This is a genomic window from Nitrospirota bacterium (genome assembly GCA_015233895.1).
GTDB lineage: Bacteria > Nitrospirota > Thermodesulfovibrionia > Thermodesulfovibrionales > Magnetobacteriaceae > Magnetomonas.
This window is the reverse complement of sequence record JADFXG010000002.1, coordinates 39,846-65,391: the sequence shown is the minus strand read 5'-3', so window position 1 is coordinate 65,391 and position 25,546 is coordinate 39,846. Positions and strand designations below refer to the sequence as shown.

The window sequence follows — 25,546 nt, the reverse complement described above, 5'->3', positions numbered from 1 at the left end:
TCAGCGAATTGTGCCTACAGGTTGTGAAAGACAGGTGGCCATATCCTTTAAAGCCTTCTCTGATTCAAATTGTATATTTTCTACAAAGCTTCGTATTTTTTCTGCATCTTCAGTGCTATCATTCATGTTTTTAAGTGCCGCCTCTGTTCTTATAGATTCACTGTTAAGAGCTGTGGCGCCAACATTGGCGGACATCCCTTTAATCAAATGGATTTGTTGTTTTAACCCCTCTATATTTCTTGCTTCAAACAGGGTTTTAAGATAAGCTATCTGATTTGGAGCATCCTCTACAAACGCCTGCCACATATCTCTGAGGATTCCCTCGTCGTTTTTTACCCGCTTTAAGGTTTTAGCTATATTTAATGACGTTTCAGATGTGATTTGGGCAGGCTGCTGTAAAGCGGAAACATCATCCGATCTGTCTTCAAGATTAAGAGACGATGTGTCACTCCTTGCCTGCCAGGAGGCGGTGTACTTTTCAATTAGTGCATATAAATCATCAGCCTCTATAGGCTTAGAAATATAATCTGTCATCCCTGCTTCAATACATCGTTCCTTGTCTCCTATGAGAGCGTTAGCGGTCATAGCTATTATTGGCACATCTTTATTTATCTCACAGTCCAGTGATTTTCTTATATGCTTTGCCGCCTCTAAACCATCCATCACCGGCATCTGAATATCCATGAGAATGAGATCAAAGCGGGTTTTAGCTGTTGCCTCTGTTGCCTCTAGTCCGTTTCCTGCAACTGATGGCTTAATCCCGTGTTTTTCCAGAAGTTTCACTGCAAGTGTCTGGTTTACGATATTATCCTCAGCTAATAAAACATTAAGAGAACTTCTTGATTCCAGCGCTGTGTGGCGAGTCAAAAGCGGTGCCTCAGGGTTTTCCCAATTAGCTATCAGCATAGAGAGTATTGCAATTAAATCAGACTTATAAATTGGTTTAACTAAGTACCCGGAAATGCCAAGAGCCCTGCAATGCAGGTCATCTCCTTTTATGCCTGCTGAGACCATCATAATCACTTTGATATGTGACAACTTCTCTATGGATTTCATATTTTTTGAAAATGCAAAGCCGTCCATATCTGAAAGTTGGAAATCTACAATGGCTATGTCATACTGTATGGTTGAAAATGTGAGAATACCTGAGGCCTCATAACCGCCTGAGGCCACTTCAACATAGAAGCCATCACTGCGTATCATTTCGGCTATCTTTTTGCTTATAGATATATCACTGTCAACTACAAGTATGCGTTTAGGTCTGAATGCAGTCTTTTCTATGCGTGCAACGTCTGATGCAGGCTTTGATAATACCTTAAATCTGGACGTGAAATAGAAGGTACTGCCTTTGCCTAATTCGCTCTCCACCCATATCTCACCACCAAGCATTGCCACAACCTTTTTTACTATTGCCAGCCCAAGCCCTGTCCCTTCATATTTTTTGGTTGAAAAACTTTCTACTCTGCTAAAGCTGTCAAAAATTCCGTCTAAGTTTTCTTTAGGAATACCTATTCCTGTATCAGAGATTGAGAAATACAATATTTGAGTTTTTTCATCAGTGGGCTGAGCTGTCTTTAAAACTCTTTGAGCCAAATCCACTTTCAACTCAATTTTGCCTTTGTCTGTAAACTTTAGAGAGTTGCCGATAAGATTAACCAACACCTGCCGCAGCCTTCCGGCATCTCCTTGTAATGAAGCCGGCACTGCAGGTGAAATCTCCACTGTTAGATTTACTCCCTTGTTGTTTGCCGTAATCACCATAGGTTCCAGTGTGGTTTTTATAGTTATAAACAAATCAAAATCCGCCTCCTGTAGTTCCATTTTGCCGGCTTCTATTTTAGAGTAATCCAATACGTCATTTATCAGGTTAAGCAGATGGTTTGAGGAGTTTTTAACTATGGTTAAATACTCCCTCTGGTCGCTGTCAAGGAGTGTGTCCAGAGCCAGATTAGTCATTCCTATGATACCGTTCATGGGGGTGCGCAACTCATGGCTCATATTGGCTAAAAATGTGCTCTTAGCTTTATTGGCCTCTTCTGCTGACTCTTTTGCCTTTACTAACTCATCTTCAACCTTCTTACGTTCCGATACCTCACGCTCTAACACATTGTTTGTATTAATAAGTTCTTCATTAGTGGCACTGAGCTCTTCATTAGTGGCACTGAGCTCTTCATTAGTGGCATAGAGCTCTTCATTAGCGGCAGCAAGCTCCTCAGTTCTTTCCTCCACTCTCAGTTCTAACTCTTCATTTTTATTTTCAATTTCTTTTCTCGAAATGAGTATTTCATCTAAAAGCATCCTGAATCTCTTCTCAAGTTGGAATAGTTGGTCGCCGGCATTGCTTTGCATACTTAGGTTTACGCCTGTCGCTTTTGAAAACTCAGTAATTTCACGATTCAGACGTGAAATTTTTTTCATTGCAAACATCATTACGATTACAAAAGAAAATATTAAGGAAGACGCACCTACTATTCCCAACAGCCTGGTTCTAAGCATGATAGTGCGATCCAGGCTCTCCACATCCTCATTGGAGATTAAAGAGACAATCATTAACCACGAGTCCACATCTCCATAGTCTAAGAAAGACTTTCCTAAAAAAGTGTATTTCTTTTTAAAATTGTTGTCGAAGGTAGTTCCCTGAGGTATTAGATTGGGCTTATTGCTTACTATTACTTTTGAATCTTTTGACGAAACAATCGCTATTACTCCTGGCGCATCGGTTCCGTAGAGAACCTGCAGCATATCCGAATCCACACGTTCGACCATCATCAGGGTGGCAAGAGTGTTTCCTTTATTATCTGAAACAGTCTTTGAGGACAGGACATATGGCTCTCCACTTATGGATGTTGTCATTGTGATGTCGTTACTGATTTGCAAGAAAAGTGAGTAGTTTTGTTTTAAGAGGCCAACAGAAGGAGGTCTGGCATCATTTTGAAAGAATTCCCTCAGGTTTCCATTTGCATCAAACAACAACAGATAGCTAAACTGCTGAAATGTCCGGAGCATTGAAGCAGGGGGAGCCCACGGCGGAACATCCTTCAGGATGATTGGCTCAGATGAATTGTCCCACTTTACGTTAGAAATATAATTTAGAAAGTCACTGCGAGATACAAACAGGCGTACTTGCTGATGGAAGCCAATGTAAAACTTGTCAAAAACCCTTCTGTTGTCAGCCGCCACTTTGGTAAGCTGTTCGGTTAACCGTTCATTGAGCACTGCTTTGAGGTTTTTACTGAGTACGTAACCACCTGCAACGCTTACAATAAAACCGACCAGCACTGACACAAGAGCCATTTTTAGTGTCAGAGATATGCGGTTCAGATCAATTTTAAAAAGATTTCTCAATAATCTCATTGCCACTAAACTACAACGAGGGCATCACAACTGCTCCAACACAAGGGGTGGCTGATTAATTTAATTCTTTCATTGTATAAAATAATGATATACAATATTACTAAGACCTCCCTGTTACCAAGCCACCCATTCCCTTCAAATCGGAAATTACCATAATCTACAGGATAAGTCAAGGAAAAAATATTTGCTGCAAAGCATTTTTTTATTCTAGAACTAAAGATTGCGAGAAGTTCATAAATGCCAATACGCCTGAGGAGATAGTAATAGCGATTTTGTGTGATTTTGCTTCAAAAGATGCTACAATAGTAATAAGACATTTGTTATGTAGAATAAAAGAGACAGTAGCTGAGGAGGCTAAACGCTCAAAGTATATTAGGCAGTTAGAGGTTTTGTCACAGCTGAGGGGATTACATGAAAATGTATGTAAGGAGGTAAATGAGATGGCACTGGTATATGATATTGAAAAAGACGTAAGATATAGACAGGGGATCGAGAAAGGAAAATTTGAGGGTAAACTTGAGGGATTACTGGAGGGAATTAACTTATCCCTTGATATTAAGTTTGGTGCAGAAGGTGTTTCTCTAATGAATACTCTTCATAACATAAATAATATAGAAAAACTGGAAAAGATAAAAAATATTATAAAAGACGCAGCGTCTGTTGAGGAATTAAAAAATAAGGTTATAATGAATGGAAAATAAATATAGCATTGATGACATATCATACACACTGACGGAGTTTTGCCCTGGCCACTGCCGGTACTGCTCTATATGGAAACTTCCGGATAAGCGGCAGGATGAGTTAAAATCTCAGGAATTAGATCTGCTGTTCTCTTCCAAATATCTGTCAATAAAAAAAATTCATCTAACCGGTGGTGAGCCTCATAAGAGCCCAACCTATATACGTGCAGTGGATTCCATACATAAATACCTGCCGGAAACGGTAATAGATACTCCCATTAGTGGCTGGTATCCTGACTTGCACGAGGAGACTGCAAGGTACGTAACGTCACGGTTTCCACTCTACAGGCTGGATATATCGCTGGATGGGGATGAGAAAACCTATGGGAAAATCCGCCTGTATAAGGATGGATTTGCAAAGGCGGTAGAGACAGCAAAAAGGCTTAGAGCGATCCCCGGGATGGTCGTGCGTTTTCAGTTTACGATCTATGTGGAAAACTATCATTTAATCAATTGGGTTTATGAGTTTGCTAAGAGCCTTGGTGTTGGACTCTACGTGGGATTTGGACGATTTAACCCTGACAGATTTAAAAATTCCATAGATAATTTAACAAACCGGGAACTAGCCCTCAGTGATTTTGTACCGCCAAAAGAGATCCGTCAGGAGATTTACAGGCGGCTTGCGGAGATTGGTTTTGACAAAAGCCGTTATGCTTCAAAGTACTATTGGCAACGGGCTATATGGGAAAATGATCCCGTACGTTTTGACTGCTACATGGGACGCCGCTCTATAGACATTGACCCCTACGGCAACGTGTATCCGTGTCTTTTATGGCTTCCGGAGCTTAGGATGGGAAACATCAGAGAGCTTGGCTCTCTGGATGCCGTGCTGGACTCTGAGACCGCCTCAAATATTTTAGCCACAATAGGGGAGGGCGGGTGTAAAAGCAAATGCCTTTATACGTGCGCACTTAAAGCAAAAATCATAGAACCCTCTGTGCCTGCCCACGGACTTAAGGATTACGATAAGAAATACGGATTTGTTTTTGATGAAAATGACTTAATCCCTCTTGCTCCATGGTGGGATAAAGCTGATGGGTAAGGCTATATGGATTGATCTAGCCACACCAAAGAGTGTGATGTTTTTTCGTAAGATTATTGAAAAACTTAACCAACGCGGCGTTGACACATTTGTAACCTCACGGCAGGGTGATGATTACACTGAAACCACAGAGCTTCTGGACTTATATGAGATAAAGTATCGGAGCGTTGGAAAGTTTGGCGGTGGGCAGTTGAAGGGAAAACTTCATGCCTCATTACTTCGGCAGATGGATTTTATGGAAACCATTGCCGGGATGGATGCAGAATGTGGCTGTACTGCCCAGAAGGTGGAAAAGCTGGTATGCCTGTGTTCGGTGGATGCTAACCGGGTGGCATTTGGCCTTAAGATTCCGATTGTAAATTTTTACGACATCCCGCTATCTGACTACACAAGCAATTTTTTAAAAGCACTGCCTCAGGCTCGTTTGACGCTTCCCTTGTCGGCACACGTGTTTAAACCCTTTATGGTGCCGGATGATATATTTACCAGATTTTCTCTTGAGAAGGCCCAGGTGTATTCCTATGAGTTTATTGATCCGGTTTTATGGCTTTGTGATTTCAAGCCTGATATAAATATTTATGAGGGGATTTTAAAATCCATAGGGGCCGACTCTAAAAAGCCTGTAATAGTCGTGCGTGAAGAGGAATACAAATCCTCCTACGTTGATAAACAGTATCCTCTTTTATATAAGGCGCTGCCTGAGATATATAAAAAAACAGAGGCAAACATAATAATAGTGCCGCGTTATGAGTTAGACTATTTGAAAACTCTTTTTCCATTTGCGTATGTGTTGGAAAACAAAATAAAAATCCAACATCTTTTGGCCTATTGCGATCTATTTATCGGGGGCGGAGGGACGATAAACGTGGAGTCAACTTTTTTTGGCACTCCTACAGTGTCAACGCGCTCATTTGTAAGTCACTACGACAAGTTTCTCATGGACGTGGGGCTGATGAAGTGGGTATCATCAGAGTCTCAGCTTATAGAGACAGTGCTAAATTCGCTGGGTAAAAGGAAAGAGGCACTTTCTGAGCAATTTTATGACCGTCAGGTGGAGCAGGCACTTTGTTTTTCCGAGAGGTTCATCTCATGGCTTATAAGCGGTAATGACGAAAGATTTGACGGTATTTGTTAACGCCTTTAGAAGGGCGTATCTTAAAGAAGCTTTAGAGAGTGTGAGACTGTCCCTGTCCTTTGTTCCGGCATGTTTTACCACCCAGGTCATAGTGTGTGTGCTCAGTGAGGATGTTAAAGTATTTCTTGCGGAAAACAAAGAAAACCTGATTTCACCTGACTATAAAGTCTTAGAGTACCTTGAGGGAGAGGAGCTTGAAAGGAACAGCCGCGCGATGGATTTTTTTTACGGCAGCGGCATAATTGAGGGAAAATATTTTCACGAGATGAGTGATGACGATGTAGTTGAGCCTGTGTTTTACGGGTTAGCCCTCAATGTGTTAAGAAATCAAAATGTGCCTATGGTCACATTTCACTGGGATATGATCTATGAGGACGGAAGCTGTGGGTATCGGATGCCTTTTTTTAAGCGTGCGTGTGTAATTTCCGGGAAAGAAGCGTCCCGTCTGGCTCTGGTAAGCAGTTTTCGTCATGCTGTAGCAACAATAGCGGAGACTGAGCTAACTTTTAGTATAAGGAAATCCGCCCGCACTCCGATTTTAGGAGATGTTCACGAATGGCTGCACTGGTGTATGCAGGCAGGGTTTGCGTGGCTGCCGGTTAGGGGTTTTTGGTATCGCGTATATCCAACTTCGATGTGGGATAAAAATCTTGAAACTATAGACGGAAATTTAGATCTATACATGGAATACTTAAAGGTCTATAAGGAAAAATACGGAATAAGCCCTGAGGAAAACGACACCATAGAGAGTAAGCTTAAAGACAGACACAGCCGGCAGGGCAGGGCGGCAAGATATATCCGGGCTAAAGACAGCAGCGGTTATCTTGGCGGCGGCCCATATGACGTCCCTGATGGAGCAGTGCTGCTGTAAAAGAAGATTTAAGTGGGAGTTGAAAAAATTTTTCTTATTGCTGTATAATACAGATATGCCAGTAGCGTTTGATACATTAAGATTTGCTGAAACATTGAAGGTATCGGGCTTTTCAGATGAGCAGGCAAAAGGATTGTCTGAAGCTATTTTAAAAGCTCAAGAGGCTGGTGTTGCCTCACTTGTAACCGTAGAGGATATGATCAGAATAGAATCAAGACTAAATGAGCGTATGACCAAAATAGAAGGTGAGCTTACTCTTATCAAATGGATGATGGGAATAATGCTTGCCGGTGTTATATCCCTCGTTATGAAGGCGTTTTTTATGCATTAAAAGACAGTGTTTAAAACCAGTGATTTAAAACTGCTGCCTATTCAAATACATCTAGATTGTATGCTGAGGCAGCCGACATGAAAAACAAATTAGTTGCGGATAGCCTTTGCAAATATTTTGACTGATGATTTTTTTTAATTGTCTATTGCTTTTTTTGTTAATATTTTGATTGAATATAAATATGGCAGTATCATTTGACACATTGCGTATGTATGAGCGGCTGAGGGGTGCAGACCTTGAGGACAGGGCGGCAAAGGAGATAGCAGAGGCGTTACGGGATCTTTCTGAGGCCACCAGGTTAAATAAATCTGAAGTTAAAGATGAGTTGTCTAATGAGCTTGCTACAAAAGCCGATATTGTCAGGCTTGAAGGTAGTACAAAGGCCGAAATTATCAAGCTAGAACTTGCTACAAAATCCGATATTATCAAGCTGGAGAGCAGTACAAAAGCTGAATTTGCCAGACTAGAGCTTGCTACGAAAGCAGAGTTTGTCAAGCTGGAACTTGCTACAAAAGATGAAATTGCCAGACTGGAGGGTAATATTGCCAAACTGGAACTTGCAACAAAAGATGAAATTGCCAGACTGGAGGGTAATATTGTCAAGCTGGAGAGCAGCATAAAAGCCGATATTGCCAGACTGGAGGGTGATATAAAAGCCGATATTGCCAGACTAGAAGGTAATACAAAGGCTGATATTGCCAGACTAGAAGGTGAGTTTAAAAATGTGTATGCTGAATTTAAAAGTGTTCGCCTTGAGATGAAGTTATACTTCCTGATACTTTTTTTCACAATAATCTTAACTAATAATCGCGCACTCGATGTTCTCTCCAAAATGTTGGGTCTTGTCAGATAAGCTGCAACATTTAGTTTTTTTCAAATAGTCGTTTTTCCCAAATATTTTGGCTAAAAAAATATTTATTTAAATCAAGATGCTTCGCCGCATGGCCATTACTGTGTGCCCATAGTTGTGGCAAACAAGCTCTTTGGCGTAATTTGTATATATGTGCGTGAGGGACACAAAAGAGACGTTGCCGATGAGGAGGTTCTTACGTCTTTTGCCGACATTATAGCTAATGTACTAAGTTTTGCAAAATAAATACTTGACTCTAACTATCGGTTTATGTTTTACTGCTTGATTGCATAGATACGGTACTTATAAATTAAAATTATTAATTAACTAAAATTTGCTTGACTTTATTTTTTTGTTTTTAGTAGTATTGCTGGTCAAGTTTGCTTAGGTGTCTTTAAGAGTAGTATTTAGAAGTATAAAAACGGTGGATTATTGGTGGATTACTTAAGGAGGTTATATGAAATTGCCGAAAATGAAAGTGGATTGCGGGGATTTGAAAAAACTGGTGGATTCATCTGTCTCCGGCAGTGTTGAGATACTAAACGAATCCTGGCTTTATACATACGCCTCTATGGAATACTCTGTGCTGGTAGTGTATAGTTATGTGGTAAGAGGGGGCAAAGCGGTAGGTGCTCCAATATCTAAAATCGTCGTTCCTATTAAAGGCATAGCTGCTCCAGTTAAGAGCATCATGCAGCCTGTTAAAGACTTAACAGGTAAAGCATCCAAAGAGATTAAGGAAATCCTGCTCTACTTAGAAAAACTGATTAACAGACGGAGTATGCGCCTCACTAACATAGAACAGCGTCTTGAGGCAATAGAGAAACGCCTTGCTTATATAGAAAGCCACGGAATACAGCTGGATAGAAGGATTAAATCGGCTGAGCAACCTAAGAGGAGACTTGCGGATGCCAAGAAATCATTTTTGAAAAGTATCGTTATGGAAAATGTAGAACTGCGGTCGGAGATGAAATAATGTATAAATTAGAGACAATGTTTCAGAAAAAACATACAGGAGAAAGTTAATGTCTGACAGACATGTGTTAAACGTCGGAATAGATTTGGGGACATCCAGAAGCGTTATAGCCTGCGATAACGGTATAAGGACTTTTGTATCAAGCTATGTGGGGTTTCCTAAAGATGCGATATCAAAAAAGCTGCTTGGCAAAGACATTGCCTTTGGCGATGACGCATTGAGAAATAAGATGGCAGTTACGCTTTACAGACCATTTGATAAGGGAATGCTTAAATACACAGATGAGCTCACGGAAAAAGATGTAGAGTACCAGAAGTCCATAGATGCGGCAAAGGAGCTTTTGAGGCATCTGATAGAGATAGCGAAAGAGGGCAGCACCGATGTTGAAGGTGACTTTATAGTAAGAGGAGTGCTTGGTGCTCCAGCTATGGCTAGCAGAAAAAACAAAAAAGTGCTGCTTGAAATAGCCTCAGGAATTCTTGATGATGTGATGATAGTGTCTGAGCCGTTTGCGGTTGCTTATGGGCTTAATCTGCTTAATAATGTTCTTATTGTTGACATTGGGGCAGGCACCGTGGATCTATGCAGAATGCACGGCACAATGCCCTCCGATGAGGACCAAATTACAACGACTAAAGCAGGTGACTACGTTGATTCGGTGTTTTACGACCTGATTATGAAAAAGCACGGAGACGCTAATTTTACAGTAAATATGGTAAAGAGATTTAAAGAGGAAAACGCTAATATATCTGAACACGGCGACAGTATTTTTATAGAGATTCCAGTAAAAGGCAAACCGGAACGGCATGATGTTACAAATGAGCTAAAGATGGCCTGCAGAGAGGTAGTGCCGGAGATAGTCGAGGGGATAAAAAAACTCATCGCTACGTTTGATCCGGAGTTTCAGGGAATTCTCAAAGAAAATGTGTATTTAGCCGGTGGCGGCAGCCAGATAGCGGGGCTTAAAAAAGAAATAGAAGATTATATGAAAAAAAATCTCGGCTACGGCAAAGTTACCCGAATTGAGGAAACTCTTTTTGCGGGTGCAAACGGCGCACTGATGCTCTGTAAAGACATGCCCGAGGAGTATTGGAACGAGATAGGCAGTAAGAAAAAATAAGTATTAATATTAACTAAAACACCGTTTAGGGAGGTTTGGCAAAGACATGTGCTGTAAGGAGACACTTATACATACATACATACATATGTACGTCTAAGAACTTGTATGTACTCTATCACAGCGTAATGAACGTGTCGGTCTGAGCCACGATGAGAGATTTCTTATTACTAAAATTTCTGCCGATTTCTATCTCGATATTTCTTGTGGTCGTGTTCCTTGACCAGAATCAAAGGGAGGTACCGGTTAAAGTCTTCTTTGGAAATCCTTTCCACTTTAATTTAAGTTTGATTATAATTTTTAGCGCAGCACTTGGAGCTACCATAACTATAGCGTCTTTTTGGTTAATAAAAAGGATGCAGGAAAAGTTGAAAAAACGGAAAGAAACGGAGATATAAAATGCCAAGAAAACGAAAGAATGACAAAAAAAGTGGTGTGGAGGCAGTTATGACTGAAGAGCACAACGATGACAGTGTAAATGCAGAAGAAAACGCAGATACCGATGTGAACCCTGTGGAGGATGAGATACCTGTAGAACCTCAGGATGTGAGTGCAGAAGACACTACGGCAGTATCTGGGGAAACTACAGTAGATCCGGCGCCAACTGAGGAAATAACAGAGAAGCCTGTAGCGGCAGAGGAAAAAGCCGAGGAGCCTGTAGCAGCAACTGAGGTAAAAGCTGAAGAGCCGGCGCCAACTGAGGAAATAACAGAGGAGCCGATATCGGCACAAGAAACTGAAGCACCTGAGGCAGAGGCTCCCACGGACGATCAACGGACCACTACTGAAGAGACAGTAAAGAATAAGAGATTCGATGAAGACGTTGAACATAGAGATTTCAGGTATGTGATGGAACACCTCGGCGACTATGCTGTAAGTATGACTGAGGGAATGGGTGACTTCTTTGTATCAATGGGTAAAACTGTGGCAGAGGGAGCTGTGATTTCAGGTAAGGCAATTGCTAAGGCCACAACCGTAACAGCAAAAGCTACAGTTGATGCCGCAGAATCCATTGGATTTGGGGATATGTTATCCAAAGCGGGTAAAGCAATCGCAAAGGCTACTACCGCCACCGTAGATGCTTCTACAAATCCTGAGACTGTTTCTAAAATCGGCGGCTTCTTTGCTTCAATGGGTAAAACAATAGCCGAGGGGGCAAAAGTAACAGGGCAATCATTTGCTAAGGCAACAAGCACAGCTGCAAAGGCATCAGCAGGGGCCGGACGAGGCTCGGCAAGAGGGGTTATCATCTCCTATGATATACGCCGTTTAAAGAAAGAAAATGAAAAACTCCTGACTTTGCTTGGTAAGAGGATTTACGAGGGGCAGATACTATCTGACCTGTATAGCGATAAAGAGGCCTCAGGGTATCTGCGGCAACTTAAGGATAATGACGAGATACTAAACGAGCTAATAAAGGAAAGACAAGAGAGGCTCTATCCAACATGCTGTAAGCCGGTTCATGAGGCAGCGCCTGAGGCGTCAGAGCCACACACTGAAGAGGCTGAGGCAGTGTCTGAGGTAACAACACCTGTGGTAGAAGAGCCGGTAAGTGTCCCCGGGGATGTACCTGTTTCTGAGGAGACTGCCGGCAGCGCCGCAGATGAGGAGCAAGTGCCGGTTGTTGACACATCAGAAGAAAGTACAGAGACGGCAAATGAAGAGGCCAGCGAAACCGGCTCAGAGTCCGACTCTGATGTAAAGCCAGATTCTGATGTAAAGCCAGAGGAAAGCTGGTAGTGGCAGAAGAGAAATACTTAACAGGAGGTAACGACAATGGCTAAGGCTATGATAGGTATATTTCTTGGAGTGTTTGCCGGAGCGATAGCGTATGAGGTGGTAAAGCGCAATAATCCGACTTTTCTTGAAAAGTTAAAGAACAAAGTAAGGGAAAAGTTGGATGCGATGCTGGAGCCTAAGGCTGCGGAGTCATAAGAGTGAAAAACTTGTGGAAATCAATTAACTTTATCCTCGTGCTGCTTATAGTGGTTACAGCCGGATACCTTTTGATCTTTAGCCCGGAGAAATTTATGGGCAAGGAAAGGAACGAGGAGGAACTAATAAAAAACGTACGGCAAAACGCTGTTAGTCCGGCGCTTGCGGCCCTAAATCGTCCTGTAAATCGTCAGGGTGATTTGATGGACCCTAATGCAGTGCCGGGAGCTAACAACTATGGGCCTGCTTACAATAACCAGTCCGCTCCCTCCGACACTCAGGGCACAGACTCTGCTAAACCCGCAGTCGGCTGGCAAGTTGACCCAAAAGACATGTTTTGGACGGTTAACCCGGATAACTCAACCACTACGCAGACCACACCCTCAGCGGTAAATGCCGCCTTGCTTGAAAAAATTCTGCAAGAGGGACACTGGATTGGGCTTGAGGCTGTGCCGCTTACGCCGCAGTTAGCACAGGCTAACGGCATACCACAAAACGTTACTGGCGTGTTGATAGATGAGGTGACACTCCTTGCCGCAGCATCGGGCATATACGCAGGAGATGTAATTTCGGCAGTTAACGATGTGCCGGTTAGTGACTTACATTCGTTTAAGGCGGCAACTGCTGCGATTGCAATGAAAAACGAGGCAGTTGTCACAGTTTACAGGAAAAATGGTGATATTAAAATACCGGTGAAGTCGTCTGAGGCGCTTGGCGTGGCTCAGATGGAGGCGGCTCCCATGATATTTTCAACGTCGAGAAGTCCGCATGGCTACTACGGCCCGTGTGACAAATGCCACTCTATTTCAAAGTCAGCGAAAAACACAAGCACTCTTGGCATGGACGCAGGGGATGCTCTCCCCATACCTCCGCCGTCAATAAAATGGGGCACACCGTGTCCGCACAGAAACAGGGGATTATGCACGAACTGCCACAAAATAATATAGTCTATCCGGAGTGTTACAACTGCTCTAAGGCAGCCGGTTGGACTGCTGTGAGTGCCAATCTTTTTCTTGCCATTTTTAAGGCAGTAGTTGGTTTTATTAGCGGAAGTAAGGCCGTCCTTGCTGATTCCTTGTATTCTTTTAAGGATTTTTTGACCTCCCTTGTTGTCTTTATCGGTGTTCAGGTATCTGGTAAACCTGCCGATGAGGGGCATCCGTATGGCCATGGTAAGATAGAGTACGTTTCAATTTTTCTGATAAGCATACTTATCATCATAGGCACTCTGTTTTTATTGATTCACTCGGTAAAGGATATTTGGAATGCGTACCTTGGCCATGTTTATAAGCCAAAGCTTATAGCTCTGTTTGCTGCGATTATTTCAATGATAGCTAATTATAAACTTTCCTCATACCTGTACTGTGTGGGAGAAAAGTTGAAAAGTCCGGCAGTTATAGCCAACGCCAAACATAATCACTCAGATGCAGTATCATCAGCATTTGTAGCATGTGCTGTGCTGCTTTCACGGTATGGATTTTACTTTGTTGATCCGCTTGTGGCAGTGATAGAGACGTTGGATTTAATAAGGCTTAGTGCCGGAATGTTAAACGATTCGTTTAAAGGGATAATGGATTCGTCGCTGCCCAAAAATGTGCTCAAGGAGATGGAAATGACTGCTATGCTTGTGCCGGGCGTAAGGCGTGTAGCGCGCGTAAATGCCAGAAAGGTTGGGCACGGGATATGGGTGGATATGATTATCAAAGTGGATCAGAGCCATACACTTGATAAGGGTTATCTGATAGGAGCGCAGGTGGAAAACACGTTAAAGTCTAAGATAGGCAACATAAGCGGTATAAATATGGGCATAGAGGCCTTTTAGGGAGTTTTGGTAAGGCATGGCTGATAAATACGAATGGTTTGATAAGGTGCTGACTTTGAGTGGCACGCATCTGCCCAGCATTAAAAGTGATGTCAATGCACTTATTGATGAGTTTGATCTAAAAATGGGCGGTGATAAACCGCAAAAGTATTTATCTTATACCGTTTCCGGTAATCTTATGAAAAAGGCGGCTTATAAGGCGGCAGGGATTGGGGGGCTTACGACCCTTCCTATGACAATCCCTATTATTGGGACGATTGGGACAGTACTTGCAGGTTCTCTTGTGGATTTAGCACTGGTGTTAAGAATTCAGATAGAGCTCTGTTTTGCCATATCAGCAGCGTACGGAGTAGAACTTGGTGAGGATGAGCTAAAGGCAATAACGCTGGCACTGCTGGGGTTTTCCGGTTCAAGCCAGGCCTTTAAGGCCACTGCTGCCTCAGTGCTAAGAACTGCCGTGGATGAGATTGCAAAAAGTTACATCAACAGGGGTGTTGAGGTAGCCACGGTGGAGTTTGCTGAGCGGCTTATACCAAGGCTTTTAAAGAAATACTACAGATTTATACCATTTATAGGCGTGCCTCTTGGCGCATCCTTTAATCTGGTGTCAACTATGACAGTTGGCAACCATGCCCGGAAGTATTTCAGTGTGTGGGATAATGATAACATACAGATAAGCTGGAAAGATGATAAGTAAAAAATTAAGATCAAAATATCTGAGCGTAAAGTATTTTTTAGCATTTGTCGGTATATTTTTGCTTTATAAGTCTCTGGTCCATGCGTTTATCTACAATCAGTTGGTGGATGAGGAGCATATTTACGATATATCGGCAAATAACCTCAAGTCTGAAGAACAGAGGCGGCTGCAAGTGCTGGAAAGCGCCGGGAAGGCTGCCAATATGTATATGGAGACAGAGAACAAACTGTTTAACCTTTTGGTTGAATTAAACGGGTTGCTCAGAACCGGCACAAACTATGCGGCTCAGGAGCAGACAAAGAGCGAAATAGTGCGTCTCTTAAGCGTGCTTTCTTACCTTGGTGAGAGATCTCCGGAGCTTATGGCTAAAGGGCCTTTCTTGTATCTAATGGATATAATGGCAGCTACCGAAAAGCGTATTGCCTATGCCAGAACTAACTACAACGTGGCCGTCTATGAGTACAATGATTATATATATCTGTTTCCTTATAATATTTTTGCCAAAAATCTTGGTTTTCATGAGAAGCAGTTTTATAAATCGGAGGAGGGAGCAGAGCATGTCCCAATGGTTGATTAGGATGTTTGTAAAAGTATGTTAATTGGTTTTGAAAAGCGGAGATTGCCACACCCCCTGCGGGGGTTCGCAATGACGGCTCGAAGCTTTGCGGATTGTCCAATGACGGCTCGAAGCTTTGCGGATTGTCCAATGACGGCTCGAAGCTTTGCGGATTGTCCAACGACGGCTCGAAGCTTTGCGGATTGTCCAACGACGGCTCGAGGCAGAGTTTTCTTATCCGTCATTACGAGGAGCGACAGCGACGTAGTAATCTCGTTCTTTTCCCTATCTGTCATTGCGAGGAGCGTTAGCGACGTCGCAATCTCCTCTTTTAAAGTAAATAGTTATTATAGAAGGAGCGCTGTCGCATGAAATATCCAGAGTGCGAGTATTGCGGTAAGTGGTCTCCGCGCCTGAGTGTTGTCGGGAATTTTACGATGTCCATATTTAAGTTTATGGTGGGGCTGACAACGAACAGCCAGGGGCTTATGGCAGACGGTGTGCATTCGATAGCGGACACAATATCGTCAGTGTTTGTGTTGATAGCGTTAAAGATAGCAGGTAAACCAAAAGACGAGGGGCATCCCTTTGGGCATGGTAAGGTTGAGTATCTAAGTACGATGTCGGCCAGCGTGTTTATATTTATCTGTGCCGTATTAATTTTAATAGACGCTCTGCATAGTTTTAAGACAGGAACAAGGCCGATACCGGAAAATGCCGCCATAGCGGCAACTTTGCTGTCTTTGCTGTACGGTTGGTTGATGTACACCTCCAACACGTGTGCGGCAACGCAGTTAAACTCTCCGGCTCTTTTAGCTGACGCCGCTGAGAGCAAAGCAGACAGTCTTACCTCAGTTGCCGTGTTAGCTGGGCTTATCGGCTCTAAGCTTGGCTATGTGTATGCTGACACGATAGCGGCTCTTGTTGTGGCTGTGTTTGTATTTCACATCAGTGTTGAGATGTTTATGAAAGGAGTAAACGGCCTCATTGATGTAGCCGTGGATAAGGACATCCTGCAGGATATTTCCAATACCTGTATGTCAATAAAGGGCATTGAAGGCGTCAAAGGAATAAGGTCACGGTGTATGGGACAGAAGTGCTCGGTTGAGCTTGAGATTGAGGTGTTAAGTTCTAAGACTGTGCTTGAGACTCAGGAGCTTGTGGGATATGTCAGGAATATGGTCTTACATAAGGTGGAGGGTATTGATGAAGTATTTGTCAAAACAGTGCCTATAACCAGGTGGTGGAAACTTACATGAGAATAAGTAACGACTTTTTAGGGTTGCTGGCAGCCGTGGCTTTTATTGTGGCAAATGCCTACTATCCGGCAAAGGTACTTACTAAAAAACTTGTAGGACAGTCTCCGGAGATAACCAGATTCTTTCGCACGTACCTTGACCTGCATATAACTCTGAACCTTGTGGGGCTTTTGCTGACTTTCATTCACGGCCATAATGCCGATGAGCGGAATTTTTTGCTTCAGACCTCGATGTTAGTCACAGTTTGGCTTTGTGTGGTGGGAGGCATCATGCACTGGGGAAAACCATCGCAGATGTATAACAAAATGAAGCTGCTTCATACCCAGCAGTTTATGTTTATCGTGTGGGTTCTTTTAATAATAATTGGACATACAACATTATAAAACGAGGAGATATATGAGAGATACAATAAAGAAATTGAAAATAAACCCGGATTTGAGCGAGTTTAAGATAATTATGAAAACTGTATTCACAAACAGCAAAAGACTACTTGATGGTATGATTAATGTCTATAACGATGTGACACAGTTAAACCCCGCCGATGCAATAGATATTTACATCTCAGCTGGTGATAAGATGCAGCAAAGGGGCGACTATGAGGGAGCTATAAAGTCATACAAAAAGGTGCTGGAGGTTGACAGCACGCATCTGGAGACCCTCATTAAACTTGGTAAGGCTTTCGTATATGTGGGACTCCCTAACGAGGCTATAGAAATGCTTAGCCGTGCTGCCGTGCTAAACCGCTCGGATGCCCAGTGTTTCTTTCACCTTGGCACCTCCTACTACATGATTGATGAGTATGCAAAGGCTTTGACCGCATATAGTGAGTCAATAAAATTAGACCCGTCTTTTGCAGAAGCATATTACAAACTAGGGCTTGTGCATGACAGCATGTCTGAGTTTGATAAATCAATAGAGGCGTATCAACATGCGATTTCCTTAAACCCAAACTTCATAAAGGCATACCAGAGCATAGGGCTTGCGTATGAGGGCAGGGGGCAGAGGGAGGAGGCACTGAAGTATTTCAAAAAAGCGCTTGAGCTTGAAGGAAAAGGATTTAAATAAATATTAATAAATAATTACGAGGTTGCAGTCAGAAGCATAACGAGGCGGCAATGAGAAAGCGACGCAGGCGTACTTTTAGTACGTTGAGGAGCTTTTGACGAAGCTAACGAAGTTAGGCGATTGAATGCAACCTCGAATAAAAGGAGCGTACAGTTATGACAAGTATAGTGATGGGTTTGATAGCAATTTGTTTAGGGCTGTGGGGAGTGGTAAAGTACAAGTGGTATGTGATGGATGTGGTTTTAGCGGTTATGCCGATATTGTTAATTGTCGGCGGAATTGTAGCCCTGATGGCAGGCATCAGAAACACTGGACTTAAGGCTAAGATGATGGAGAAAAACGGCGATAACAATGATGCTGGCAGAAACGACAGATAGGAGATAAGGGTCATGGCAGACACAAGTGAGAGCAAATACAGAAACAACAACCGCAACGGTTTTGAGCAGCCGCGTGCAAGCTGCCCTAAGAGTTTCAGACCGTGGATTTGGACCCTTGTACTACTAGCAGTACTGACGTTAGCGTGGGCTTTTTACGAAAGTTACAAGGAGGGGGGTATTGTCAGAAATATCCTCGAAACAGATGATGTCTCTAAGATGGTAAAGCTGAAAAAGTCCAGCCCCTATGACAGAGTGGCACTGACGGAGCCTGTGGGGCAGGTGCAGACCAGTTATCATGATATCATAGACAAGGTCAGACCGGCAGTTATCAGCATAGACGTGGTGTTGGAGCCTAATCCTCAGACTCCTGTGGCGTTTCAGGTGCCTGAGCTTGTCGCTATTCAGCAGCCCTTGACTTATACACGGGTAGGCTCTGGTGTAATTGTTGAGCCTACAGGCTATGTGCTTACAAGTTACCACGTGATAGATGGCGCAAAGACGATGAAAGGCACTGTGTATTTGCCCGGAGGCGGAAAAGAGTATAAACTTAAGGTTGTAAATGTAAACAAGGATGCCGATTTAGCGCTTCTTAGATTAGATGGCGAGGGGCCTTTTGCCCACGCTGATTTGGGTGACTCTAATGCTGTGCGTACAGGCGATGTTGTTATAGCGCTTGGCAGCCCGTTTGGGTTTGATTATAGTGTAAGTGTTGGAATAATCAGCAGCAAAAACCGCTCCATTACGGTAGGCGGCAGGGTGTACGACGGGTTGTTTCAGACGGATGCTGCTTTGAATAAGGGCAGCAGCGGAGGCCCTCTGGTTAACGTTGCCGGCGAGGTTATAGCGATAAGTAATGCCATTTATTCCCCATCGGGAGGTTTTACAGGTGTTGGGTTTGCTATTCCTGTAAGTGAGGCCTCTCAGCTTGTGGCAGGAGTGGTGGATTTTAATGACATAGTGCCTCAGGTTGGAGGCCAAATGGTGGCATGGGCAAAGCAAGGCAAGCAGGTAGGAAATTCCTATAAGCTTCCAAGTGGCATGATGATAACACCGCCGCATCCCTACAGAGGCAAGTGCCTTGACTGTCACCCGCAGTTGTGCCAGTTTGGCGGAGGCGGCAGGTTGGCGGTTCAACCCAACAAACAGAACCAAGGTGCAGTTCCGGCAGCTTTGCAACAAGATACTCAGGCAACTCAGCCCTTCTTTGGCGCACTCTTGCTTGATGTGGACTCAGTCATAGCAACGCACTTTAACCTTCCGCACAGGGGCGGCCTGCTTGTGGATAAAGTGTATCCCGGAACGCCTGCTGAGGCGGCAGGGCTTAAGCGCGGTGATGTTATCCTTCGGGTGGATGGCAGGCGTCTTGCTAATGTTGCTGAGTTTAAAACCATCTTAGCGGGCAAACCGGCAGGTGCTAAGTTTGATTTAACAGTTGCAACCGGAGATACGAGAAAAACATTGACTATGAAGACAATCCCTGAGCCGCCGTTTCTCCCTAAAATGACACAGGCGACAAAACCGATAAAAGAGTTTGATTGGTTAGGAACGGAGGTTGAGCCGATTAAGCCGCCTCTTTCAGCTTATGTTAAAAACGGTGTCTATGTTTCCGATGCCGGAGGGGTGCTGAAAGCAGCCGGAGTTATCAAAGGCGACATAATAACCGCGATAAACAATAAGCCGGTTTCTGATATGTTCTCTTTTGTAGGTATTACCGGAGATGTGAATGTTAAGGAGGGGTTTGTGCTGGATATAATCAGGTCAGGGCAGCCCATGTTTATAACCGTCAAGGGCTAATATGAACGACAGAGATCAGATTAATCAGATACTGAAGAAAGTGTATGCGTCGGAGCTTGGACTTATAGAGCAAGCTCCAAACATCGCTTTAAAAAACAAACATGGCCTTAGCAGAATATATGCGGCTCTGTGGAGCCGGCAGCCGGCAGCTATTAAGACAGCCATTTTTGCTCTTACAATGGCTGTTATTTCCGCAGCCGTGTATTACTACAATACATTTACAATAAACTACTTCAATGTGGTAATGGAAAGAGCTCAGATAGAGGCGCAGTTGCAAAGGAGAAACGATCTGATTCCCAATCTTGTTGCAACAGCCAATAAGTACATGAACTATGAGCAGAATGTGTTTACCCATGTCTCAGACGTAAGGGCTGCCGTAAAATCCCTGGACAAGACGATAGAGCTTAAGGGGCTTAAGGCTGATGATCTTTCTGTGCTGTCTAAATTTCAAGCGGTGGCTGAGGCCTATCCAATCCTTAAGTCCTCCGAGGCATACACTCTTTTGCTAAAGGAGCTATCCGACACGGAGACAAAAATAGTGGAAATGAGAATTGCCTATAACAAAGTGTCAAGCTATTACAACTCAAGATTAAAGATGTTTCCGGGTAATATATTTAACCTCGTTTTCAGATTTAAGGAAATGCCGGTTTTTGAGTCCGTGGTAAGGGCAAAGACTACTCCGGGGGTTAAATAGTAGTGGTTAAACTGTGTAAAACAGAAATTAACGGAACAGGGAGAGAGAGAGAAATGTCGGATACTGCAACTGCATTAAAGACTAAGATAAAAACCTTGGATGACAGCCACAGGCTGGCTCTTCTGGAAAAGCTTGCCGATACCGTGACAAACATGGAGACAGTTTTAAATGAAAAGAGGAATGTGTTTGCTTCTGTAAGGACTCAGTCTGATGAAAATCTGCAAAATATAATTACCATTATAAAAGGACAGCAGGTTCAGCGCCTTGAGCTGGAAAATGAAAAGCTGAAAAAGGAATTAAAAGCTGTAATAATGGATACATCAAAGGTCGAGGGGCTTGAAAATACGATTAAAGATTTAACACACAAACTTACCACCGCTGAGGCCGAGCTCTCCTCCGCACTTGAGGAAAAGAAAAACATTGAGGAGAAATTAAACCGCCTTCAGGATCAATGGGAAAAGCTAATGCAGGGCATATAACATGGAAAATCAAAACCAGATAAAATTTCAGAATATTGAGATGTTTTCAAAAGAGGCTGATGAGCTCATACAGGATCGTGTCATGTACAAGGCTAAGCTAAAGGACTTGATGGCAAAGCTCCTGAGCCTGATAGCTGATAATGAAAATGGACAGACACGCATAAAAGAAGCTGTGGTGGAAAATTCCTCCCGTGAAAAGCTGGTTAAGTCTCTTCAAACCGATGTGTTTATCTATAGAAAGAGGCTGTCCTCCATTGGTTCTATGAGCAAGGTTGCTGAGGAGTATGCAAGACAAGAGACTGAAATACGGGAGTTAAAAGAACGGTCAGAAAATGCAGTTAAATCCATAGAAACCTATGAAGCTGAGATTAGCAGTTTTGGCGAGGTAATATCTTATGGTGCCGAGCGTTTGGAGACATTTAAGTCAGATATTGCGGGCTTAGAGAAAGAGGAAGCCACGCTTACCTCTGAGATTTCAGAAATCAAAAATGTTTCGGATATATTTGTTAAGAAAGCAGAGATGGAAAAGGAGCTTCAAGCTCTGACTGAAAAACAAGCCAATATAGTTGAAGAGACAACTTCAGTTAATGCAAAAATTAGTGAAGACGAAAGTATATTACCTGAGCTTAGAAGCACTGTGGAGTCATTAACCAAAGAGTTAGCATCTTTAGAGAAAAAGCGTCAGGAGTCTAAGGAGTATATTGAGCAGCAGGAGACCTTATTAACAGAATTAACGGAGCTTGCAGCCAAAAAGAGGGCGATAGAGTTCTCACTTGAATCACTGAACAGTACACAAGAGGAGTTAACATCTAAGTTAGAAGCTGAAAAAGCAAAAAACAAAGAGAAGAAACTTCAGACAGAAAATCTGAAAAGAGAGTTGAAGGATTTTATCAATGAGATAGGCGCTCTGAACCGTGAAAAGGCGAGAATCGAGTTAATTATCAGAGACAACGAGGGGGTCTTTAAAGGGATTAAGTCGTATTTTCAGGAAAATAAGTACATAGAGGCTGAAATAGAGACGATGGAAAAGCTGTTTGAAGAAACTATAAATATATTGAGGATATAACTATGGGGAAGTTCGTGGAACAGGACATAACCTATACAAAAGAGGATATTCATCGGCTGATAGGGATTTTTGGCGAAAATGTTGTTCATAAAATGCGTAAGGCTAACTTAGAAGCCGAGATACATGAAATTACCAAAGAACTGGACTACTATAAGGAGCGAATTGAAAGAGCAGAGCTTAAAAACAAAGAAACCGTGAAATCCCTGAAAGAGCACGACAGGCTTTCCACGGAGATGAATGGCCAAATTGCACATCTTACCAAAGAAAAAGAGTACTTAGACCGGGAGATAGAAAAGTTTTCTAATATTGAACAGAAGGCCGCTGAGCTGATAGACCGTGATGCTATGATTTTTAATCTTAAGAAAGAGGTCAGCATATCTGAGGGCAAAGCTAAACATCTTAAGCAGACACACGAAAAAATATCTGCTGAGAAAACCCGTACTGAAAATATAGTTTCAGAGACCCAAAAGAGGTTTGATGAGCTAACCGCTGAAACAGCACAATTACGTGAAATCCTTGCCTTTCAAAAATCCGTAATACCGGCTTTTGAGAATATGAAAGAACTACAGCGGTATAAGGATGAGGCACAAAGAGCGACAACTGAAATTCAAAAAGCAGCCGACACGGCTATCAAAGAAATAACAAAAAGCGCAGAGATACTTTCAGCACGGACGGTAGTACGTGATAAGGCTGAGCAAGGGCGCATAAACTTTACTACAAAGAAAGAACATCTTGAACAGGAGATAGCTGAGATAACCGGCTATGAAACTATAGAGGAGTTACAAAAGGCGGTTGCACAACTCCTGTCGAATAAGGATTCAATGACAGAAGCAATCGCGGTACTTGAAAGCACAAAGGCTGAAGAGGAAGAGAAAATTGAACAAACCGAACTTCAGATAAAACAATACAGCATGGTAGGCTCTGATTATGAAAAAACCGTAAACGAACATAACGCAAAACAGGAGGAGCTTAGGGTTTTTAAAGAGGAGGTCTCTCTCAGGGAGCTTGAAATAGGGGTAACAGAGCGGCTGACAGAGTTTAGTGTGCCAATAGAGGAGTTTTTGCAGCTTAACCATAAGGCTCTGAAATCCATATTGGATAGGTATGAGAGTTGTCTTTTAGATATAAAAAATATTTTTGGTGAGTTATTACAGCCTTGAGAAAGACGATACTAAAATTAGCAGCGGTTATTGTGCTCATCATGCTTATCACGGGCTGTGCGAGGGTGCTTGTGGTGCCTCAGCACCTGACGCTTGACGGATTTCTGGATGTGCTTAAGGTAGTGGTAGTTGGGGTTTTTGTGGGATTTTTAGGCACAATGATAGGGGCTGGCGGCGGATTTTTACTGGTGCCGATTCTGTTGATTTTTTATAAGTTTACGCCACAGCACGCAATAGGTACTTCTACTGCGGTGGTGTTTTTAAATGCGCTTTCCGGTACGTTTTCCTATATAGATCAAAAACGAATAGATTACGAGCTTGGAGTGAAGTTTTCAGTGATAGCTGTTGTGGGTGTGATAATAGGAGCGTTTCTGACACAAGCGTTGAATTTTCTTGTGTTTTCTGTAATATTTTCTGTTTTATTAATAGCGCTTTCCTACAGTATGATATTTATGGAGGATTTTTCGCTGATTTGTGAAAAAAACCTGGAGCGTCCCAAAAAACGAGTGCTTTACGACTCATATGGGCAAACGCACACGTATGCGCCGGATCTTTCAGTCGGGTTTGGCGGAAGTTTTATAGTAGGTATTCTTTCGGGGCTTTTGGGAATAGGCGGAGGCCTTCTGCACGTGCCGCTGATGGGCTTTATTGGCATACCGATACACGTTGCTGCCGCTACCAGCCACTTCATTATAGTGATAACCAGTTTCTTTGGCGTGCTGGCCTTTATAGGGTTTCACACAATAGACTTTGATTACGCTATATTTATAGGAGTTGGAACAATACTGGGCGCTCTTTTTGGCGCAAAGGCTGCAAAACGTACCAATGGTGAAGTTATAAAAAAGATTATAGCTTTTCTGTTAATTTTCATGGCGTTGAAACTGTTATTGAATCTCAGGTAAGGGAGGTATATACTAAATGGACGATAAATCAACACAAGGGAAATCATCTATACTTGATGGGTTTGCAAGGGCGTTAAACGCAAGCGGCTCTGCTATTTTAAACATGTACGACACAACGGCAGACCTTGTCTCAAAAGCGGCAAACTCTGTGGTCAACATTACGCCCAGAATGCCAGCTCTGCCAAAGTTTCCGGACAATATGTTCTCTTCTCTGAGACTTACAAAGCCGGGTGAGAAAAAGAGCCTTGATGCTAAAATTAAAGATTACGAGGGTAAAGTAAAGAAACTCTACGCTGAGGTCGGGAGACTTAGTGCTGAGGGAGAGGATGCCGAATCGGAAAGCATAGGGGCGATTGTCAGACAGGTTAAAGACTACGAACGTGAGATAGAGCGGTTAAAAACCCGACAGGCAGAGCTCAAAGAGCTTGAAAACCAGGAAGAGGCGCAGAGACACCAATCAAAATCTGCAACCAGCTCGTTAAATAAAAAAGGTAAACCGGATGAGAGCAAAGTAGCGGCCTCCGTAGAGGCAGCCATACAGCGTGCAATAAGGAGCAAGGAGTTTTTAACGGACTCTGAACGGGAGATATTTGCTAAAATTGCCGGGGACATTCTTGACTCTGAGATGGAAATAAAGATAATGGCGGTGTCTGAGCTTGGACGCTTTGGGTTTAAGGCAGCCGTGCCAATACTGATAGAGGCTGCAGGCTACAAAAATCCATACCTTATTTCAGACATAATAAATGCGCTTATAAATCTGGACGACACTTCTGCTATCCCGTTTTTAAAAGAGGCTGCGAGGTTTTCAAATTTCAGAGTGAGAGTGGGAGCTTTGCGGGGGCTTTACAAGCTTGCCGGAGACGATAACGCAATTCCGGTGCTGCTAAATGCACTTAAGGATGAACACCAGGAGGTCAGAAAAACAGCGGCCACATTCCTTGGCTGGAGAGACTCCTCAGACACTGTTCCAGCCCTTGTACAAGCGCTTCACGACAGAGATGAGGGAGTCAAAAAGTCGGCCATAACAGCCCTCTCAACGATAAAAGACAAGTCAGCCGTCTCACCCCTTATTCGCACTCTTACCGATGAATCACGCGACATACGGGAAAAGGCGCTTGAAGCCATAAATACAATAACCGGCGAGTATGTGTCTTTCAATGTTGATCTCACAGGGGATGTGCTTGCATCGGAGATAGATAAGTTAAGGAGATGGTGGCAGGGGGTAAAGACGCTGGAGTTGTCCCCGTTAGTGGCCGAATCGGTTTCTAATGGTGCTTCAGTGAAAGCTGCCGAACAATCAGAGACTTCAGGAGAGGGTATGTAG

At 43.1% G+C, this 25,546-nt stretch carries 28 protein-coding genes; 27 read left to right on the top strand and 1 reads right to left on the bottom strand.

Annotation, left to right across the window (positions count from 1 at the left end; translation table 11 throughout):
- On the bottom strand, nt 1–3,354 hold the full coding sequence (locus tag HQK88_02465) for a response regulator (GenBank protein ID MBF0615663.1): 3,354 nt from the start codon (nt 3,352–3,354) through the stop codon (nt 1–3).
- A 272-nt stretch (nt 3,355–3,626) separates the two neighbouring features.
- On the opposite strand from HQK88_02465, the gene HQK88_02460 reads away from it, so the two are divergent.
- The 27 genes from HQK88_02460 to HQK88_02330 all read left to right on the top strand — a co-directional run bounded on the left by HQK88_02460 (nt 3,627) and on the right by HQK88_02330 (nt 25,546).
- Entirely contained in the window at nt 3,627–4,055 is a 429-nt protein-coding gene (locus HQK88_02460) for a hypothetical protein (protein ID MBF0615662.1), read from the top strand.
- Entirely contained in the window at nt 4,045–5,136 is a 1,092-nt protein-coding gene (locus tag HQK88_02455) for a radical SAM protein (GenBank protein MBF0615661.1), read from the top strand. The genes HQK88_02460 and HQK88_02455 overlap by 11 nt, the downstream gene beginning before the upstream one ends.
- A complete protein-coding gene (locus HQK88_02450; protein ID MBF0615660.1) occupies nt 5,129–6,271 on the top strand; it encodes a DUF354 domain-containing protein in 1,143 nt (380 codons plus the stop codon). Before HQK88_02455 ends, HQK88_02450 begins: the two co-directional genes overlap by 8 nt.
- Nucleotides 6,243–7,142 (top strand): hypothetical protein, encoded by a 900-nt coding sequence (locus tag HQK88_02445; protein ID MBF0615659.1) that lies wholly within the window; start codon nt 6,243–6,245, stop codon nt 7,140–7,142. The genes HQK88_02450 and HQK88_02445 overlap by 29 nt, the downstream gene beginning before the upstream one ends.
- Before the next feature lie 55 nt (nt 7,143–7,197).
- Complete coding sequence (locus HQK88_02440; GenBank protein MBF0615658.1) at nt 7,198–7,473, top strand: DUF1640 domain-containing protein; 276 nt, start codon at nt 7,198–7,200, stop codon at nt 7,471–7,473.
- A 181-nt stretch (nt 7,474–7,654) separates the two neighbouring features.
- Nucleotides 7,655–8,326 carry a hypothetical protein gene (locus tag HQK88_02435; protein ID MBF0615657.1) on the top strand — a complete coding sequence of 224 codons (672 nt, stop codon included), beginning with the start codon at nt 7,655–7,657 and terminating at the stop codon, nt 8,324–8,326.
- 102 nt (nt 8,327–8,428) lie between these two features.
- Nucleotides 8,429–8,569: a hypothetical protein gene (locus HQK88_02430; GenBank protein ID MBF0615656.1), complete on the top strand. Its 141-nt coding sequence runs from the start codon at nt 8,429–8,431 to the stop codon at nt 8,567–8,569.
- A gap of 211 nt (nt 8,570–8,780) precedes the next feature.
- Entirely contained in the window at nt 8,781–9,299 is a 519-nt protein-coding gene (locus HQK88_02425; protein MBF0615655.1) for a hypothetical protein, read from the top strand.
- Nucleotides 9,300–9,348: 49 nt separating this feature from the next.
- Nucleotides 9,349–10,419 (top strand): rod shape-determining protein, encoded by a 1,071-nt coding sequence (locus tag HQK88_02420; protein MBF0615654.1) that lies wholly within the window; start codon nt 9,349–9,351, stop codon nt 10,417–10,419.
- Nucleotides 10,420–10,568: 149 nt separating this feature from the next.
- Entirely contained in the window at nt 10,569–10,814 is a 246-nt protein-coding gene (locus tag HQK88_02415) for a LapA family protein (protein ID MBF0615653.1), read from the top strand.
- A gap of 1 nt (nt 10,815) precedes the next feature.
- Nucleotides 10,816–12,156: a hypothetical protein gene (locus tag HQK88_02410; protein MBF0615652.1), complete on the top strand. Its 1,341-nt coding sequence runs from the start codon at nt 10,816–10,818 to the stop codon at nt 12,154–12,156.
- Nucleotides 12,157–12,192: 36 nt separating this feature from the next.
- Nucleotides 12,193–12,351, top strand: a complete 159-nt coding sequence (locus tag HQK88_02405) for a hypothetical protein (protein ID MBF0615651.1) — start codon at nt 12,193–12,195, stop codon at nt 12,349–12,351.
- Between the two features lie 2 nt (nt 12,352–12,353).
- Nucleotides 12,354–13,298 (top strand): PDZ domain-containing protein, encoded by a 945-nt coding sequence (locus HQK88_02400; GenBank protein ID MBF0615650.1) that lies wholly within the window; start codon nt 12,354–12,356, stop codon nt 13,296–13,298.
- Nucleotides 13,271–14,173: a magnetosome biogenesis CDF transporter MamM gene (mamM, locus tag HQK88_02395; protein MBF0615649.1), complete on the top strand. Its 903-nt coding sequence runs from the start codon at nt 13,271–13,273 to the stop codon at nt 14,171–14,173. The genes HQK88_02400 and mamM overlap by 28 nt, the downstream gene beginning before the upstream one ends.
- Before the next feature lie 16 nt (nt 14,174–14,189).
- Nucleotides 14,190–14,870, top strand: a complete 681-nt coding sequence (locus HQK88_02390) for an EcsC family protein (protein MBF0615648.1) — start codon at nt 14,190–14,192, stop codon at nt 14,868–14,870.
- Nucleotides 14,860–15,447, top strand: a complete 588-nt coding sequence (locus tag HQK88_02385) for a LemA family protein (protein MBF0615647.1) — start codon at nt 14,860–14,862, stop codon at nt 15,445–15,447. Before HQK88_02390 ends, HQK88_02385 begins: the two co-directional genes overlap by 11 nt.
- 347 nt (nt 15,448–15,794) lie before the next feature.
- Nucleotides 15,795–16,685, top strand: coding sequence for a cation transporter (locus HQK88_02380; GenBank protein MBF0615646.1), 891 nt, complete (start codon nt 15,795–15,797; stop codon nt 16,683–16,685).
- Nucleotides 16,682–17,068 carry a hypothetical protein gene (locus HQK88_02375; GenBank protein MBF0615645.1) on the top strand — a complete coding sequence of 129 codons (387 nt, stop codon included), beginning with the start codon at nt 16,682–16,684 and terminating at the stop codon, nt 17,066–17,068. The genes HQK88_02380 and HQK88_02375 overlap by 4 nt, the downstream gene beginning before the upstream one ends.
- A gap of 13 nt (nt 17,069–17,081) precedes the next feature.
- The gene (locus HQK88_02370; GenBank protein MBF0615644.1) at nt 17,082–17,750 is read left to right on the top strand and encodes a tetratricopeptide repeat protein; all 669 of its coding nucleotides are present in this window, start codon (nt 17,082–17,084) and stop codon (nt 17,748–17,750) included.
- 155 nt (nt 17,751–17,905) lie between these two features.
- Nucleotides 17,906–18,127, top strand: coding sequence for a hypothetical protein (locus HQK88_02365; GenBank protein ID MBF0615643.1), 222 nt, complete (start codon nt 17,906–17,908; stop codon nt 18,125–18,127).
- Nucleotides 18,128–18,139: 12 nt separating this feature from the next.
- Nucleotides 18,140–19,921 (top strand): trypsin-like peptidase domain-containing protein, encoded by a 1,782-nt coding sequence (locus HQK88_02360; GenBank protein MBF0615642.1) that lies wholly within the window; start codon nt 18,140–18,142, stop codon nt 19,919–19,921.
- 1 nt (nt 19,922) lies between these two features.
- On the top strand, nt 19,923–20,615 hold the full coding sequence (locus tag HQK88_02355) for a LemA family protein (protein ID MBF0615641.1): 693 nt from the start codon (nt 19,923–19,925) through the stop codon (nt 20,613–20,615).
- A 2-nt stretch (nt 20,616–20,617) separates the two neighbouring features.
- A complete protein-coding gene (locus HQK88_02350; GenBank protein ID MBF0615640.1) occupies nt 20,618–21,094 on the top strand; it encodes a hypothetical protein in 477 nt (158 codons plus the stop codon).
- 1 nt (nt 21,095) lies between these two features.
- Nucleotides 21,096–22,160 (top strand): hypothetical protein, encoded by a 1,065-nt coding sequence (locus HQK88_02345; GenBank protein ID MBF0615639.1) that lies wholly within the window; start codon nt 21,096–21,098, stop codon nt 22,158–22,160.
- A gap of 2 nt (nt 22,161–22,162) precedes the next feature.
- Nucleotides 22,163–23,320, top strand: coding sequence for a hypothetical protein (locus tag HQK88_02340; GenBank protein ID MBF0615638.1), 1,158 nt, complete (start codon nt 22,163–22,165; stop codon nt 23,318–23,320).
- Nucleotides 23,317–24,222: a sulfite exporter TauE/SafE family protein gene (locus tag HQK88_02335; protein MBF0615637.1), complete on the top strand. Its 906-nt coding sequence runs from the start codon at nt 23,317–23,319 to the stop codon at nt 24,220–24,222. The genes HQK88_02340 and HQK88_02335 overlap by 4 nt, the downstream gene beginning before the upstream one ends.
- 16 nt (nt 24,223–24,238) lie before the next feature.
- Nucleotides 24,239–25,546, top strand: a complete 1,308-nt coding sequence (locus HQK88_02330) for a HEAT repeat domain-containing protein (protein ID MBF0615636.1) — start codon at nt 24,239–24,241, stop codon at nt 25,544–25,546.

Bases quoted from the DNA above. Each gene is read 5' to 3' on its own strand.
- HQK88_02375 (MBF0615645.1), top strand. From the start codon at position 16,682: ATGAGAATAAGTAACGACTTTTTAGGGTTGCTGGCAGCCGTGGCTTTT.
- HQK88_02360 (MBF0615642.1), top strand. From the start codon at position 18,140: ATGGCAGACACAAGTGAGAGCAAATACAGAAACAACAACCGCAACGGT.
- HQK88_02440 (MBF0615658.1), top strand. From the start codon at position 7,198: ATGCCAGTAGCGTTTGATACATTAAGATTTGCTGAAACATTGAAGGTA.
- HQK88_02465 (MBF0615663.1), bottom strand. From the start codon at position 3,354: ATGAGATTATTGAGAAATCTTTTTAAAATTGATCTGAACCGCATATCT.
- HQK88_02345 (MBF0615639.1), top strand. From the start codon at position 21,096: ATGGAAAATCAAAACCAGATAAAATTTCAGAATATTGAGATGTTTTCA.
- HQK88_02385 (MBF0615647.1), top strand. From the start codon at position 14,860: ATGATAAGTAAAAAATTAAGATCAAAATATCTGAGCGTAAAGTATTTT.
- HQK88_02390 (MBF0615648.1), top strand. From the start codon at position 14,190: ATGGCTGATAAATACGAATGGTTTGATAAGGTGCTGACTTTGAGTGGC.
- HQK88_02380 (MBF0615646.1), top strand. From the start codon at position 15,795: ATGAAATATCCAGAGTGCGAGTATTGCGGTAAGTGGTCTCCGCGCCTG.
- HQK88_02405 (MBF0615651.1), top strand. From the start codon at position 12,193: ATGGCTAAGGCTATGATAGGTATATTTCTTGGAGTGTTTGCCGGAGCG.
- HQK88_02435 (MBF0615657.1), top strand. From the start codon at position 7,655: ATGGCAGTATCATTTGACACATTGCGTATGTATGAGCGGCTGAGGGGT.
- HQK88_02450 (MBF0615660.1), top strand. From the start codon at position 5,129: ATGGGTAAGGCTATATGGATTGATCTAGCCACACCAAAGAGTGTGATG.
- HQK88_02415 (MBF0615653.1), top strand. From the start codon at position 10,569: ATGAGAGATTTCTTATTACTAAAATTTCTGCCGATTTCTATCTCGATA.
- HQK88_02340 (MBF0615638.1), top strand. From the start codon at position 22,163: ATGGGGAAGTTCGTGGAACAGGACATAACCTATACAAAAGAGGATATT.
- HQK88_02330 (MBF0615636.1), top strand. From the start codon at position 24,239: ATGGACGATAAATCAACACAAGGGAAATCATCTATACTTGATGGGTTT.
- HQK88_02370 (MBF0615644.1), top strand. From the start codon at position 17,082: ATGAGAGATACAATAAAGAAATTGAAAATAAACCCGGATTTGAGCGAG.
- HQK88_02410 (MBF0615652.1), top strand. From the start codon at position 10,816: ATGCCAAGAAAACGAAAGAATGACAAAAAAAGTGGTGTGGAGGCAGTT.
- HQK88_02425 (MBF0615655.1), top strand. From the start codon at position 8,781: ATGAAATTGCCGAAAATGAAAGTGGATTGCGGGGATTTGAAAAAACTG.
- HQK88_02445 (MBF0615659.1), top strand. From the start codon at position 6,243: ATGACGAAAGATTTGACGGTATTTGTTAACGCCTTTAGAAGGGCGTAT.
- mamM (MBF0615649.1), top strand. From the start codon at position 13,271: ATGCACGAACTGCCACAAAATAATATAGTCTATCCGGAGTGTTACAAC.
- HQK88_02455 (MBF0615661.1), top strand. From the start codon at position 4,045: ATGGAAAATAAATATAGCATTGATGACATATCATACACACTGACGGAG.
- HQK88_02365 (MBF0615643.1), top strand. From the start codon at position 17,906: ATGACAAGTATAGTGATGGGTTTGATAGCAATTTGTTTAGGGCTGTGG.
- HQK88_02420 (MBF0615654.1), top strand. From the start codon at position 9,349: ATGTCTGACAGACATGTGTTAAACGTCGGAATAGATTTGGGGACATCC.
- HQK88_02355 (MBF0615641.1), top strand. From the start codon at position 19,923: ATGAACGACAGAGATCAGATTAATCAGATACTGAAGAAAGTGTATGCG.